The organism is Devosia sp. YR412 (assembly GCF_900110945.1).
Classification (GTDB): Bacteria; Pseudomonadota; Alphaproteobacteria; order Rhizobiales; family Devosiaceae; genus Devosia.
In genome coordinates, this window is the sequence record NZ_FOFL01000001.1 from 498,558 (window position 1) to 511,650 (window position 13,093).

Genomic DNA, 13,093 nt, shown 5'->3' on the forward strand with positions numbered 1-13,093 from the left:
GAAGCCTTTGTGACACAAAGGATTTTCGCATGAGCCTGCCGATTGCCATTGCCCTGCTGTTCTCGGTCTTCCTGACCTCGACCCTCTCGGGCGTCTTCGGCATGGCAGGTGGCCTCGTCCTGCTCGGCATCCTCCTGATGATCCTGCCGGTCGGCACCGCCATTGCCGTGCAGGGCGCTATCCAGATCATCGCCAATGGCTCGCGCGCCATTTTTTCCCGCGCCTTCATCGACTGGAAAATCCTCGGCTTTATCACCCTCGGCCTCGTCGCTGCCGGTGTCATCCTCTGGATCGTGCGCTACACGCCCGATCTCGCCACGGTCTGCATCGCCATCGGTCTGATGCCCATCCTGGTCTGGATTCCCAAGGACTGGCTGGCTCTCGATGCCAGCAAGCCGCATCACGCCTTTTTGTGCGGCCTGCTCGGCGGCGGCCTTAACCTCGCCGTCGGCGTCTCGGGCCCCACCGTCGACATTTTCTTCATCCGCACCATGATGGACCGCCGCGCCATCGTCGCCACCAAGGCCGCCACCCAGGTCATCTCGCATGCCTCCAAGGTTGTGTTCTACTGGGGCGCCGCCGGCATCCTGACGCCCTTCGAATGGTTCGCCATTGCCATGGCCGCGCCCTTCGCCATCGCCGGCACCAGCGCCGGCCATTGGATACTGCAGCGCCTGACCGATGCCAATTTCCGCAAATGGACCCGCTGGGTGGTCACCGCCATCGGGATTTTCTATATGGCGCGCGGCATTTCCTTGCTGATCTGACGCCGATCAGTATGGTGCCCTCGGGAGACGACATGGCACCTTTTGATAGCGTTACGGCGCGCCTCATTCTTTTATTGGCCGAAACCGGCTCGATCGGCCGCGCCGCAGAGCGCGAGGGCATTGCCTCCTCGGCTGTCAGCCGCCGCGTCTCCGATCTCGAAAGCCGGCTTGGCGTCGTGCTGTTCGATCGTTCGGCCCAGGGCGTCAAACTGACTAGCGCCGGCGAGGCCTATGCCGAAGGCTGCCGGCTGGTGCTCCGCTCCATTGCCGATCTCGACGTGGTGATGGCCGATTTCGGCTCCGGCCTGCGCGGCAGCCTGCGGCTCGCCTGCACCAGCTCGGCACTAACCGGCCGCCTGCCGGAGCTTCTGGCGCGCTATGCCGCCAAGCATCCTGGCATCACCCTCGATATCCAGGAAATGATGGCCGCAAAGGCGCTACTGGCGCTCGACGAGGGCAGGGCGGATGTGGCGATTGTTTCGGACAATTACGACTTCACCCGCTTCGAGATCAAACCCTTCGAGGACGATCGCGTCTGGGTTCTCGCGCCACCTGATCACCCGCTGGCCGCCAGCATCGAGCCGCGCAAGGATATCCAGTTTGCCCAGGTGATGGACCACCCCATCGTCGGCATCCATCAGGTCGGCTCGCTTAATCGCCTGCTCGGCGAAGCCTCCGAAAAGGCCGGCAAGCCATTGGTCGAAAGCGTCCGCGTTGAGAGCTTCCCAGCCCTGGTGCGCATGGTTGAAGCCGGCTTCGGCATCGGTTTCCTCCGCTCGACAAGCCTCCATCTCCTTGCCGGCACCGACCTGGTCTGCGCCCCGCTCGCCGAACCCTGGGCCCTGCGCCAACTCTTGGTCGCCCGCCGCAAGACCAGTCCGCTGTCGGCCGCAATGAAAAGCTTCATCGCGCTGTGCAGCGAGACCTATGTCCCTAGTGTTTAGCCGTGAGGCCGGCGCTTAAACCCACCCCCCCACCCGACCCCCTACGGGGGCCACCCTCCCCACACGGGGGAGGGTTAAGGGGCATCGAGGCCGCTGAACTCTCCTCTCCCTCCCCTGAATGGGGAGGGTGGCCCCAGAGGGGTCGGGTGGTGTGATGGTTGACCCGGATCATCGGGCGATCTGATTGCGACACTTCACCCCTTCCACCCGCCGCGCCGACAATCTATGACTGCCGCCATGCACACCAGACGCAGCATCACCAGAGAGATCGGGACGGCACTCGCCGTGCTGGCCATCTATCTGCTGACGCTGCTGGCGCCATTGCATCAGGCCCGCGCCAGCCAGCTGGTGTTCGAAGAGCTCGGCTATACCACCACCACCACCGGCTGGGTGCTCTGCACGCCCCAGGGCGCTACCGGCGACGACAGCGATATCTCCATCGCCAAATGCCCCGCCGCCGGCATCGGCAAGCAGGACCTCATCCTGCCCAGCCTCACCGTCCTGCCGGCCGGTCTCGATATCATCGCCGTCGCCGCAACCTTGCCGCCGGTCACGCAGGCGTTTCTGCCCGCGCAGACGGCGCCGCCCAGCGGTCCCCGCGCCCCTCCGGCTGCGGTCTGATTTCCCGGCGCTTGCGCCATCAGACCCCTTTCGAAACCGGAATGCTCATCATGATCCGTCTGCTTCGCACCGCTCTTGCGGCCGCTATCCTCATCGTCACGCCTGCCTTCGCCCATAACGGCGTCATCCATCTCGGCCCGCTCAATATTTCCGGCTCGTTCACCCGCGCCACCCTGCCCAATGCCCCGGTCGGCGGCGGCTTCCTGACCATTGAAAACACCGGCACCGAGGCTGATCGGCTAGTCTCCGCCACCTCCAGCGCTGCCAAGGAAACCCAGATTCACGAAATGGCCATGGAAGGCGACGTTATGAAGATGCGGGCGCTGGCCGATGGCCTCGAAATCCCCGCCGGCGAAACCGTGACCCTTGCACCCGGTGGTTTCCATCTGATGTTCATGGGTCTCAACCAGGCCTTCGTCGAAGGCGAAAAGGTCACCGTGACCCTGACCTTTGAGAAGGCCGGCACGGTCGATGTCGAGCTGCCGGTGATGACCTCGGCCGCCGACGCGCCCGCCGCCGGGCATGCCCACTGATGGCTGCGCTTTCACGCGTCCGCACCGGCCTTTGGGCTCTGGTGGCGGTGGTCGCTCTGGTGGCCGCAGGCTTTTACGCCTATGCCGCCACCACCCGCTCTGCCCAGGCGGCCGGCCTCGGTCATGGCGACTACCAGCTGAAAACCGTTGCCGGCGAACCCTTTACCCGCGACAGCTTCAACGGCAAGCCGTCGATCCTGTTCTTCGGCTTCACCCATTGCCCCGAAGTCTGCCCGACCTCGCTGGCCGAAATCGCCTCCTGGTATGAGACGCTGGGCGACGAGGCCAAGGACCTCAACGCCTATTTCGTCACCGTAGATCCGGAGCGCGATACCGCCGCGGTACTCGGCGATTATGTCGCCTGGACCGGCAAGGTCACCGGCCTCGTCGGCACGCCCGACGAGACGGCAAAGGCCATCAAAGCCTGGGCCGTCTATGCCGCAAAGGTCCCGCTCGAAGGCGGCGATTACACCATGGATCACACCGCCTCGGTCTTCCTGCTCGACAAGCAGGGCGAGTTTTCCGGCACAATCGCCTACCGCGAAGACACGGCGACAGCGCTCGGCAAGCTGCGCAATCTGTTAGCCAAGTCGTAGTCAGATGGCCCGATCCGGTTAAATTCGGATCGGGCACTTTAAAGATGACACGCTGCGTCATCTTATCTTTTGACTCGCCTGGTTCACGCGGCTACCAAACCGGACAGGCGTCATCAACATTGATCGCGCTCCCGTTCACCTTTCTGGATTGGAAGCCCCTCGTGAAGCACACCACCATTCTCGCCGCGGCCCTTGCTGGCGCACTGTCCATGACGAGCCTCGCCATGGCGCAGGAGATCACCGTCACCCATGCCCAGGGCGAAACCACCCTGCCAGGCGTGCCGTCCAAGGTGTTGGTGCAGGACTGGGCCACGTTCGACAATCTGACGGCGCTTGGCGTTCCGGTCGCCGGCGTGCCGACTGGCAATACGCCCTCCTACCTCGCTGGCGCGGTTGCTGCTGACGCGCTGCAGCTCGGATCGCTGTTCGAGCCCGATTTCGAGGGCATTGCCGCTTCCGAATCCGACGTCTACTTCGTCAGCGCCCGTTCGGCTGCCGCATATCCGACCGCCAAGGACATCCTGCCGACTGTCGACATGTCGCTGGCCGACAATTCCGACATCATCGGTGGCATCAAGGGCAACCTGACCCGTCTCGGCGAAATCTTCGGCCTCGAGGCCAAGGCAACCGAGCTGAACGCTGCGCTCGACGCCAAGGTCGCCGAAGCCAAGGCTGCTGCCGAAGGCAAGGGCAATGCACTGGTGCTCGTCACCAATGCCGGCAATGTCGGCGTCTATGGCCCGGATAGCCGCGTCGCCTGGATCCACAACCAGGTCGGCATTCCCTCGGCCATGGCTGACGTCGAAGACGGCGATCACGGTGGCGACGGCGTCTCCTTCGAATTCATCCTCGAAACCAATCCCGACTGGCTGTTTGTCGTCGACCGCGACGCTGGCGTCGGCACCGGCGGCAATGCTGCCGCAATGGCCCTGCTCGACAACGAGCTGGTCAACCAGACCACGGCTGCCAAGGAAGGTCACGTCGTCTATCTCGATCCCCAGCCTGCCTATATCACCATGCATGGCTATCAGGGCGTGATGCAGTTGCTTGACCAGGTCATTGCCGGTCTCAACAGCTAAGCTGGCCGATCGATCTGCCCGGGTGCCAATGGCGCCCGGGCCTTTTCTTGCAGTGGAAGGTTGACCGGTGCGCCTGCTCATCCTCGCCGTGATGGCGACCCTGGCCCTGGCCGCCATCAGCCTGTTTGTCGGTGTCAGCGACGTATCGGTTGCGACCCTGCTGTCGGGCAGTTCGGAGGGCCGCGCCATGCAGGTCCTCCTGATCAGCCGCGTCCCGCGCACCCTCGCAATCATCCTCGCCGGCTCGTCCATGGCCGTGGCGGGTCTCGTCATGCAGATGGTGGTGCGCAATCGCTTCGTCGAACCCTCGACCGCCGGCACCACTGAATCCGCCAGCCTCGGTTTTCTCGTTGCCACGATTTTCGTGCCCGGCTGGCCGCTGATGGGCAAGATGCTGATCTCGGCCGGCTTTGCCCTGGCCGGCACGGCGCTGTTCCTCCGCATCCTGCGTGCCGTGCCCTTGCGCGACGTGATGCTGGTGCCGCTGGTCGGCATCATGCTGGGCGGCATCATCGGCGCCGTCACCAGTTTCTTTGCCTATCGCTTCGAGCTGCTGCCCTCACTGCTGGCTTGGACCATGGGGGACTTCTCCGGCATCCTGCGCGGCAATTACGAGCTGCTGTGGATCGGCCTCGGCTGCGGCGTGCTGGCCTATATCTTTGCCGACCGCTTCACTGTCGCCGGCATGGGCAAGGATTTCACCACCAATCTCGGCCTCAACTACCAGCAGGTCATGGTGCTCGGCCTTGTCCTCGTCTCGTTGATCAGCGCCGTGGTGCTGGTGTCGGCTGGCTCCATCCCATTCCTCGGCCTGATCATCCCCAATCTGGTCAGCCTGATGGTCGGCGACAATATGCGCCGCACCGTGCCCTGGGTGGCGGTGATGGGCGCGGGGTTCGTTTTGGCCTGCGATATCCTCGGCCGCCTGATCCGCTACCCCTATGAAATCCCGATCAGCGTCGTCGTCGGCGTCATCGGCAGCGCCATCTTCCTTTATCTCCTGCTGCGGACGCGTCGCCATGCAGCCTGATCCAGCCACCGCCATCATGCCCGCGCCCGGTGTCGGCCGCATCTCCGGCCTGTCGCGCCAGGCACTCGCGCTGATCATTCTCGCGGTCCTGGCGCTGGTCTCAATCGCCTGTTTCATGACGCTCGGCGCCAAGGGCAGCTGGAGCTTCGTCCTGCCCTTCCGTGGCAGGAAGCTGCTCGCGCTCTTCCTCGTCGCCTATTCGGTTGCCGTCTCGACCGTGCTGTTCCAGACCGTCACCAACAACCGCATCCTCACCCCCTCGATCATGGGCTTCGACGCGCTCTACATCCTGCTGCAGACCGCCATTGTCTTCTTCCTCGGTGTCGGCGCGCTGACCTGGCTTGATCCGCAGCTGCAGTTCGGCGTCGAGATCGTGGTCATGGTGGCATTTTCCGGCCTGCTGTTCCGCTGGCTGTTCCTCGGCGAGGAGCGCAGCCTGACCCTGCTGGTGCTGGTCGGCATCGTCTTCGGCATCCTGTTCCGCAGCCTCAGCCAATTCATGCAGCGCATGCTCGATCCCAATGCCTTCAACGTGCTGCAGGACTCATTCTTCGCCAGCTTCGCCACCGTCGATACGACGCTGCTGCTGGTCGCCACCGCCATCGTCGCCGTAGTCAGCCTCATCGCCTGGCGGCTGGGCCATACATTCGACGTCCTGTCGCTTGGCCGCGCCCAGGCCATCAACCTCGGCGTCGACTACAAGCGTACCGTGGTCATCATCCTGATGCTGGTCTCGGTGCTGGTTGCCGTCTCAACCGCGCTGGTCGGCCCGATCACCTTCTTCGGCCTGCTCGTCGCCAGCCTCGCCCATTCGCTGGTGGGCACGTCGCGGCACCGCTATGTCCTGCCGGCCGCTGTGCTGCTCGCCATCACCTGCCTCGTCGGCGGCCAGACCGTACTCGAACGCGTTTTCGCCTTCGATACCGCGCTCTCGATCATCATCGAATTCCTCGGCGGTGTCGTCTTCATCATTCTCGTTCTGCGGAGGGCCGCGCGATGATCGTCGCCGAAGGCGTCACCAAGAATTACGGTTCCTCCTGCGTGGTCGACGGCGTCTCCGTCACCCTTCCTGCGGGCGGCATCACCTCGATCATCGGCCCCAATGGCGCCGGCAAGTCGACCTTCCTGTCGATGGTCAGCCGGCTGATGTCGATGGACAAGGGCACCGTGACCGTCGACGGTATGGATATCACCAAGGCGCCCAGCGACGTGCTGGCCAAGCGCCTCTCCATCCTTCGCCAGGACAATCACATGACCGCACGCTTGACCGTGCGCGACCTCGTCAGCTTCGGCCGCTATCCCTATTCCAAGGGCCGCCTGACCGAAGACGACAGGACCCATATCGACCAGGCCATCGGCTATCTGAACCTCTTCGATCTCGCCGACCGCTTCCTCGACGAACTCTCCGGCGGTCAGCGCCAGCGTGCTTTCGTCGCCATGGTGCTGTGCCAGGACACCGACTATGTCCTGCTCGACGAGCCGCTCAACAATCTCGACATGAAGCACGCGGCATCCATGATGCGCCTGCTGCGCAAGGCCGCCAATGAGCTGGGCAAGACCGTCGTGCTGGTGCTGCACGACATCAACTTCGCCTCCTGGTACTCCGACCATATCGTCGCGATGAAACACGGCAAGCTGGCCGCCCAGGGCAATCCCGCAGCGATGATCGTCCCCGAGGTTCTGGCGTCGATCTACGACATGGACATCAAGGTGCATGAGATCGATGGCCAGCGGATCGCGGTTTATTACGGCTGAGGGGTGACCTCCGGGCGCGACCTGTCTAGGGTGCGCCGGTCATAAGGAGCGTCGCCATGAAGCCATCGATTTCCATCATCACCATCGGCGTCGATGACCTCGAGCGGGCCTTCACCTTCTATCGTGCGCTGTTCGAACTGGCCGATGACCAGATCGCGGCGGGCGAGGACCATGTCGCCTTCTTCTTCCCCAATGACCTTTCCTTCGTTCTCTTCCCGCGCGAACAGATCGCCCAGACCGCCGGCAAGGATGTTGCCGTGGCCGGCACGCCGGGCTTCGTCCTCAGCCATCAGGCCGGGAGCCCCGCCGAGGTCGACGACATCCTGCGCAAGGTATTGATCGCCGGTGGCGCCATCCTCACCGATGGCACGCAAAGCGAATGGGGCTATTCCGCCTATTTCGAGGATAGCGAAGGCAATGTCTGGGAATTGATGGCCCAGCCGCCGGCCAACTAGACGGCCGCGTTCCGCGCGGCAAAAGCCTTGCGGCTGGCCTCGATCTGGGCATGGTGCGCCTCGGCCCATAGCCAGACGCCGCAGAACGCCCCGCCCAGACTGCCGCCCATTTCGGTCAGGCTATAGTCGACATGTGGTGGGATCACCGGATGCACCACGCGCTGCACCAGCCCGTCCTCTTCCATCTGCCGCAGGGTCTTGGTCAGCATCTTCTGGCTGATATCGCCCACCTTGCGGCCGACATCGCTGAAGCGCAGCGTGCCGTGATCGGCCAGCGCTTCCAAAATCAGCATGGTCCACTTGTCCGCCACCTTGCCGATAATGTCCTTCACCAGCCCATCGAGCGCCGGATCGAGCGGCTGTGCACCCTTGCGGTCATCCCAATTATAAATTCTTGGCGCGGAAACGACCGGATTCAATGACACTCTCCGTTGGGTATGTATCGCTCTTTCAAGCGCCTACTTTCAGTTGGAGAGTATGGGGCCTAAGTCTGCCTCACGCAAGAGCAAGGAGACTTTCGATGCAGACCACAGGCAATACCATCCTCATCACCGGCGGCGGTTCGGGCATTGGCCGCGGCCTCGCCGAAGCCTTCCACGCCCAGGGCAATCAGGTGATCATCTCCGGCCGCCGCCAGTCCGCGCTGGACGAAGTGGTCGCGGCCAATCCCGGCATTGCGGCCTTTACCGTCGACATGGCCGACGCCGAGAGCATTGCCGCTTTCGGCAAGCAGGTGACCGAGTCTTTCCCGGCGCTCAATGCCGTTATCAACAATGCCGGCATCATGGTCGATGAGGATGTTGTGGGCGGCGACTATCTCTCCATCGCCGAAGACACCATTGCCACCAACCTGCTCGGTCCCATCCGGCTGACCTCGGCCCTGCTGCCGCATCTGCTGGCCCAGCCGAAGGCGACAATCCTCACCGTCTCGTCGGGCCTGGCCTTTGTGCCCCGGGCCTCGACCCCGACCTATGGCGCCACCAAGGCGGCCATTCATTCCTACACCCAGTCGCTGCGCTACCAGCTGCGCAAGACGGCGGTTGAGGTGGTCGAAATCGCGCCCCCCTATGTGCAGACGACCCTGATGGGCGAACAGCAGGCTAGGGACCCCAATGCCATGCCGCTGGCCGACTACATCGCCGAAACCATGACCCTCTTGGCCGGGTCGCCTGAAAATGGCGAAGTGCTGGTGCAGCGGGTGCATCGCCAGCGCTTTGCCGAACAGACCGGCAATTACGCGACCGTGTTCGGTTTCATCAACCCGGCATAACCTTCCTTACCTCTCCCTTTGGGGGAGAGGTCGGCGCGCAGCGCCGGGTGAGGGGGCCTTCCAGGGTATGCGCCACACCCACGGTGTCACCCCGGCCTTGAGCCGGGGTCCATCCTGAGGTCAATCCATAGCCGCAAGGTCGATCGTTCAGACCACCTTGCGGCTGTTGAACCATATCGAGATGTATCCCGGCTCAAGGCCGGGATGACATCGAGAATTGGGATGGGTTGGAGGCAGGCAGCGGGCAGCCGCCCCTAAAAACCGCCACCCGTCTTGAACCCGCCATGCTTGCGCGTCCCCGTAGACCCCGTGCGCGGCCGCGAGAACCCGCCACCGCTGCTCGATCCACCACCCCAGCCGCCGCCAAAACCACCGCCCGAGGGGCCGCGTGGCTTGGACTTGCCGCCGCCGCCGAAGCTGTTGTCGGGCCAGTTCATCGTGCTGCCGCCACCATTCGGCCACGGCGAATTCGAACGCTGCCGGCCATTGTTCGGTAGGCCCACGCCGCCGCCCCAATCCGAGGTCCCGGCGCTCCAGTTCTGGCTGCGCCGCCACTGGTCCCAATAGCTCGCCGCCGAAATCCCACCGCGCAGGAAGTCGTTGAGCACGTCGCCCACCAGCTTGTCGTCGCGGAAGGTCGAGCGCGGATCATCGAACCGCTGCTTCTTGAATTCCCACTGAATGTCTTCCAGCTCGCGCCGCCGCGCCGCCAGGGTCTTGAGCCGTTCGTTCAGCTCGCGCGTCTCGCCAGCCTCTTCCTTGGAACGGGCCCGCGCATCGTCGATCTGGGCGACGATCGTGTCGTCCTGTCCGGTGCGGGTCAGCCGTGCCTCGGCCAGCAGGGTCTGGATATCCTCGCGGCCCAGCGCGGCTGCCAATTCGCCCAGCGCGCCTTCGACCGCCGGATTGCCGCCCTGCGACAGCTGCCCCACCGTCCTGGTCGCCTCGTCGCGGCGGTCTTCGGTAGCGACGATCTCGGCATCCAGTGCATCGATCCGTGCCTGCGCCGTCGCCATGGCCTCGCGCATCGGCTTGCCGCCGGCATTGTCGATTGCCTCGGTCTCGAGCGTGTCCAGTTCTTCTTCGGCCAGCGCGGCATTCTCGATCTGCCGCTCGGCATGCTCGCGCAGCCGCAGCGGGATCTCGTTCAGCATGGCAAAATTGGGCCGCGCCTTGGCAAAGCCGATCAGGTCCGCGACCTTGCTGTCGAGGAAACGGATGAAATTGTTCGCGCGATAGCTGGCCGTGCCATAGCCGGCCTCCCACAGATACATGAACAGCGCATCGTCGCGGTAGGGCTTGCCCTTCTGCTCGCGGTCGGCCTCGGCCTGTTCGGTCTTGCGCATGCTCTGCGCGGCAATCTCGGCCATTTCACTGGCCGCCTGCCGCTTGCCGGCAAAGCCCGGTTCGCGCGCAATCGTCGGGCCCAGCCTGGTTGCCAAAGCCTTCAGCTCGCCCTGATGCCCTTCGAAAGACTTGAGCGCCTCGGTGCGCTCGGCGGTCAGGCGAGCAAGGGCAGCGTCCACATCACCCACGGCCTTTTCCGCCGTGCTCAGCTCCTTGGCATGCGCCTTGAGCATGTCGCGCGCCTTGGCCTCGGCCGTCGAAATCCGGCCATCGAGTTCGGCCTGGATTGTCGGGTCGAGCCGCAGCTGCGCCAGCTGGCGGAACAGCTCAGCCTCGTTCTCGCGGATCTTGCCCAGCTTTTCCGACGAGCGGGCAAGGCGCTTGGCAATATCCTCTTCCTCGCGGCGGATGTCGCGCATCGCCTCGTCTAGACTGGCCAAAGCTTCGGGTCCGCGGATGCTCATTGCTTTACCACCGCGTTACTGCGCCGCCGAGCACGGGCAGGCTATATTCGACATCGAGGAAACCGCTCGATTTGCGGCCGATTTCATTGTTCTGGATGATGCCGTCGTCGCGCTTGTCGGCAGCCACGCTGTCATAGACGCTTTCCGGCACCCGCACGCCCCAGGTGGCGACCACTTCGGTCTGCCCGGTTTCCTCATTGAGGATCGGCAGGTCCAGCGCATTGCCGTCGGCGTCCAGCGCCTCGACGACGATGTAATAGTTGGTCGCGGCGGTATTGACCTCGGGAATGGTCCAGAAGCCCGATTGCACATCGGCGCGATTGACCACCCGCAGCGAATAGTCCTGGCGCAGCGCGTCGCGCAAAGCGGTGAGGTCGGCCACGGCCTTTTCGGCCGCGACGCTATTACCCTCGGCCGCATAGGCCTTGCCGCGATTGCGCAGGCCCTCGGCCTGCACCACGGCCTTTTGCACCTTGGTCTCTTCGAAAATCGTCTGATACAGCGCATCGAGCCGCGCTGGCACGCCTTCACTGAGCTCAATCCGCGCCGCCTCGGCCTGGCCGCGCTGATACGGCTGCCAGGCGCCGAAATAGCCGACCGACAGCACCAGCAGCGCTACCAGCGCCGCGCCGACCGGCTTGCCCCAGCGTTTGCGGCCGACATAGAGCCGGGCCATGCTGGTGCCAAAGCCGGGCTTGGGCGGATCATAGACGAAACGGCTTTCCTGCAGCGCCGCCACGCCCTCCTTGAGGATATGGTCGGGAACCTCGATACCCTGCTGGTGATAGATGTCGCGCAGCTTGTCGATCAGCTGCTGTTCGCGGGTGACGCCGGCAAGCTCGCGCGTGGCAAGGTCCTGCCGGTGACGGAGCGTGTCGACCACGTCCATCGCCAGCATGACTTCATCCAGGGGCGCAGCGGGCTTCGCTGTCACGTCACTCATCGTTGGCGTTCACCCGTGGTCCGGTTCCTCTAGTTCTTCGTTTCGAGCAGCAGGGCATTGCCCTCGGCGGCCAAAGTCGCCAGGCGCCGCTTGCCGTCTTCCACCGCGTCGCGGATTTCTGCCGAATTCTTGGTCGAGGCGACGCGCATTTCGTTGATGATGGTGCGGCTCTTCTCCTGGAAGTTGACCACCGAATCCACCAGCTTCTTGACCGCATCGGCGCGCACCGTCGGGCCATAGCCCGCGCGCACGGCCTCTTCCTGCACCTTGTCGCCGATTTCGCTGAGGGTCTCGAGCGACTTGCTCATCCCCTCCTTCATGGCGTTGAGCGTCTCGGTCGATTCATGCAGCCCAAACATCCCGGTGAACGAGGCGCTGAGCGCCGTGAGCACCGTCTCATTGGTCGAAAAGAACGAGATCGACTGCTGGTAGACCCGCTCCTTGGCATTGGTCGTCTGCATCAGCCGCGCCATCACCACTTCCGAGGTATTGTAGGAAATGGTCAGATTGTCCGAGAGGTCCTTGGCGATCTGGTAGCGCTTTTCCTCGTTCTGCATGTCGCGCAGCTTTTCGTCGCGATCCATTTCGAGACGCGCACGATCGGCCGGCACGGTGCCGGCATAAGTGCCGACGGCGGTCGATGCCGCGTCAAGAATGACCTTCTTGTCACCCAGGCGCTTTTCGGCAACTTCCAGCACTTCGAGCGCCATCACCTCGGCCTGCTTCAGCGCGCCGCGGAAGTCGCGATAGGCTTCAAGAATGGTGTGTTCGCGGTCAATCTGGTCCTTGGTGTCCTTGGTGACGGCCAGGTAGGTGTCGCGGATCTTGTTGAAGCGCGTGGCGATGTCGCCGCGGCTGACCTTCATCCAGACATTGCTGGCGCGCTCCAGCATGTCGAGCTTGTTGTCGGCCAGCTGGTCGACCATGCCCTTGGCATCGTCGCGGATGGAATCGAAACCCTTGGTGATTTCTTCGTAGCGCTCGCCGATCTTCATCGCGGCGATCTGCTCGCGCACCACTTCGTTGAAGGCCGAAGCCTGGCTCAAGGTCCGGCCGATCAACACGACGCGGGTTTCATCCAGCTCGGTGATCTGGCTCAGCAGGCCGGTAATCGGCTGTTCGCCCTGCTGTTCCGGCCACACGCCGAGGTCGCGGATGGCGTTGACGGCCTTGTCCAGATACTGCAGCGGCTTCTCCGTCATGGCGGCAGGAGCCAGCTTGGTCTCTGGTGCAGTGGTCACTTCATTGGCCATTCTTCGCTCCCCGTATTTCGCCTGTTGGCTATAGAT

Annotated in this window: 15 protein-coding genes; 11 read left to right on the forward strand and 4 right to left on the reverse strand. The window is 63.7% G+C overall.

What is annotated here, in order from left to right; genetic code table 11:
- Positions 1-29: 29 nt before the first annotated feature.
- The 10 genes from BM045_RS02395 (at position 30) to BM045_RS02440 (ending at position 7,780) form a co-directional block, all read left to right on the forward strand.
- Positions 30-767: a TSUP family transporter gene (locus BM045_RS02395; protein ID WP_092179390.1), complete on the forward strand. Its 738-nt coding sequence runs from the start codon at positions 30-32 to the stop codon at positions 765-767.
- Positions 768-799: 32 nt separating this feature from the next.
- Positions 800-1,711, forward strand: coding sequence for a LysR family transcriptional regulator (locus BM045_RS02400; protein ID WP_170848337.1), 912 nt, complete (start codon positions 800-802; stop codon positions 1,709-1,711).
- Positions 1,712-1,948: 237 nt separating this feature from the next.
- Positions 1,949-2,332, forward strand: coding sequence for a hypothetical protein (locus tag BM045_RS02405; RefSeq protein ID WP_139198678.1), 384 nt, complete (start codon positions 1,949-1,951; stop codon positions 2,330-2,332).
- A gap of 50 nt (positions 2,333-2,382) precedes the next feature.
- A complete protein-coding gene (locus tag BM045_RS02410) occupies positions 2,383-2,865 on the forward strand; it encodes a copper chaperone PCu(A)C (RefSeq protein ID WP_092180808.1) in 483 nt (160 codons plus the stop codon).
- Positions 2,865-3,461 carry an SCO family protein gene (locus tag BM045_RS02415; RefSeq protein WP_092179393.1) on the forward strand — a complete coding sequence of 199 codons (597 nt, stop codon included), beginning with the start codon at positions 2,865-2,867 and terminating at the stop codon, positions 3,459-3,461. The genes BM045_RS02410 and BM045_RS02415 overlap by 1 nt, the downstream gene beginning before the upstream one ends.
- Before the next feature lie 161 nt (positions 3,462-3,622).
- Complete coding sequence (locus BM045_RS02420) at positions 3,623-4,540, forward strand: siderophore ABC transporter substrate-binding protein (protein WP_244522848.1); 918 nt, start codon at positions 3,623-3,625, stop codon at positions 4,538-4,540.
- Between the two features lie 91 nt (positions 4,541-4,631).
- Positions 4,632-5,570 (forward strand): ABC transporter permease, encoded by a 939-nt coding sequence (locus BM045_RS02425; protein ID WP_092180810.1) that lies wholly within the window; start codon positions 4,632-4,634, stop codon positions 5,568-5,570.
- A 16-nt stretch (positions 5,571-5,586) separates the two neighbouring features.
- Complete coding sequence (locus BM045_RS02430) at positions 5,587-6,570, forward strand: iron chelate uptake ABC transporter family permease subunit (protein WP_092180813.1); 984 nt, start codon at positions 5,587-5,589, stop codon at positions 6,568-6,570.
- Positions 6,567-7,325, forward strand: a complete 759-nt coding sequence (locus tag BM045_RS02435; protein WP_092179395.1) for an iron ABC transporter ATP-binding protein — start codon at positions 6,567-6,569, stop codon at positions 7,323-7,325. Before BM045_RS02430 ends, BM045_RS02435 begins: the two co-directional genes overlap by 4 nt.
- Positions 7,326-7,381: 56 nt before the next feature.
- Positions 7,382-7,780: a VOC family protein gene (locus tag BM045_RS02440; protein WP_092179396.1), complete on the forward strand. Its 399-nt coding sequence runs from the start codon at positions 7,382-7,384 to the stop codon at positions 7,778-7,780.
- Here BM045_RS02440 and BM045_RS02445 read toward each other — a convergent pair.
- On the reverse strand, positions 7,777-8,172 hold the full coding sequence (locus BM045_RS02445; RefSeq protein ID WP_244522901.1) for a winged helix-turn-helix transcriptional regulator: 396 nt from the start codon (positions 8,170-8,172) through the stop codon (positions 7,777-7,779). The two genes, BM045_RS02440 and BM045_RS02445, sit on opposite strands and share 4 nt — an antisense overlap.
- Positions 8,173-8,300: 128 nt before the next feature.
- On the opposite strand from BM045_RS02445, the gene BM045_RS02450 reads away from it, so the two are divergent.
- Positions 8,301-9,050: an SDR family oxidoreductase gene (locus tag BM045_RS02450; protein WP_092179397.1), complete on the forward strand. Its 750-nt coding sequence runs from the start codon at positions 8,301-8,303 to the stop codon at positions 9,048-9,050.
- A 254-nt stretch (positions 9,051-9,304) separates the two neighbouring features.
- Here the strand turns inward: BM045_RS02450 and BM045_RS02455 are convergent, their stop codons facing one another.
- Genes BM045_RS02455 through BM045_RS02465 form a run of 3 tightly spaced genes read right to left on the reverse strand, consistent with a single transcriptional unit; the run spans position 9,305 to position 13,057 of the window.
- Complete coding sequence (locus BM045_RS02455; RefSeq protein ID WP_139198679.1) at positions 9,305-10,861, reverse strand: coiled-coil domain-containing protein; 1,557 nt, start codon at positions 10,859-10,861, stop codon at positions 9,305-9,307.
- Between the two features lie 4 nt (positions 10,862-10,865).
- Positions 10,866-11,795 carry a DUF6384 family protein gene (locus tag BM045_RS02460; protein ID WP_210184972.1) on the reverse strand — a complete coding sequence of 310 codons (930 nt, stop codon included), beginning with the start codon at positions 11,793-11,795 and terminating at the stop codon, positions 10,866-10,868.
- A gap of 38 nt (positions 11,796-11,833) precedes the next feature.
- The gene (locus tag BM045_RS02465; RefSeq protein WP_210184973.1) at positions 11,834-13,057 is read right to left on the reverse strand and encodes a cell surface protein; all 1,224 of its coding nucleotides are present in this window, start codon (positions 13,055-13,057) and stop codon (positions 11,834-11,836) included.
- Positions 13,058-13,093: the final 36 nt, after the last annotated feature.

Bases quoted from the DNA above. Each gene is read 5' to 3' on its own strand.
- BM045_RS02395 (WP_092179390.1), top strand. From the start codon at position 30: ATGAGCCTGCCGATTGCCATTGCCCTGCTGTTCTCGGTCTTCCTGACC.
- BM045_RS02400 (WP_170848337.1), top strand. From the start codon at position 800: ATGGCACCTTTTGATAGCGTTACGGCGCGCCTCATTCTTTTATTGGCC.
- BM045_RS02405 (WP_139198678.1), top strand. From the start codon at position 1,949: ATGCACACCAGACGCAGCATCACCAGAGAGATCGGGACGGCACTCGCC.
- BM045_RS02410 (WP_092180808.1), top strand. From the start codon at position 2,383: ATGATCCGTCTGCTTCGCACCGCTCTTGCGGCCGCTATCCTCATCGTC.
- BM045_RS02415 (WP_092179393.1), top strand. From the start codon at position 2,865: ATGGCTGCGCTTTCACGCGTCCGCACCGGCCTTTGGGCTCTGGTGGCG.
- BM045_RS02425 (WP_092180810.1), top strand. From the start codon at position 4,632: ATGGCGACCCTGGCCCTGGCCGCCATCAGCCTGTTTGTCGGTGTCAGC.
- BM045_RS02430 (WP_092180813.1), top strand. From the start codon at position 5,587: ATGCCCGCGCCCGGTGTCGGCCGCATCTCCGGCCTGTCGCGCCAGGCA.
- BM045_RS02435 (WP_092179395.1), top strand. From the start codon at position 6,567: ATGATCGTCGCCGAAGGCGTCACCAAGAATTACGGTTCCTCCTGCGTG.
- BM045_RS02440 (WP_092179396.1), top strand. From the start codon at position 7,382: ATGAAGCCATCGATTTCCATCATCACCATCGGCGTCGATGACCTCGAG.
- BM045_RS02450 (WP_092179397.1), top strand. From the start codon at position 8,301: ATGCAGACCACAGGCAATACCATCCTCATCACCGGCGGCGGTTCGGGC.
- BM045_RS02455 (WP_139198679.1), bottom strand. From the start codon at position 10,861: ATGAGCATCCGCGGACCCGAAGCTTTGGCCAGTCTAGACGAGGCGATG.
- BM045_RS02465 (WP_210184973.1), bottom strand. From the start codon at position 13,057: ATGGCCAATGAAGTGACCACTGCACCAGAGACCAAGCTGGCTCCTGCC.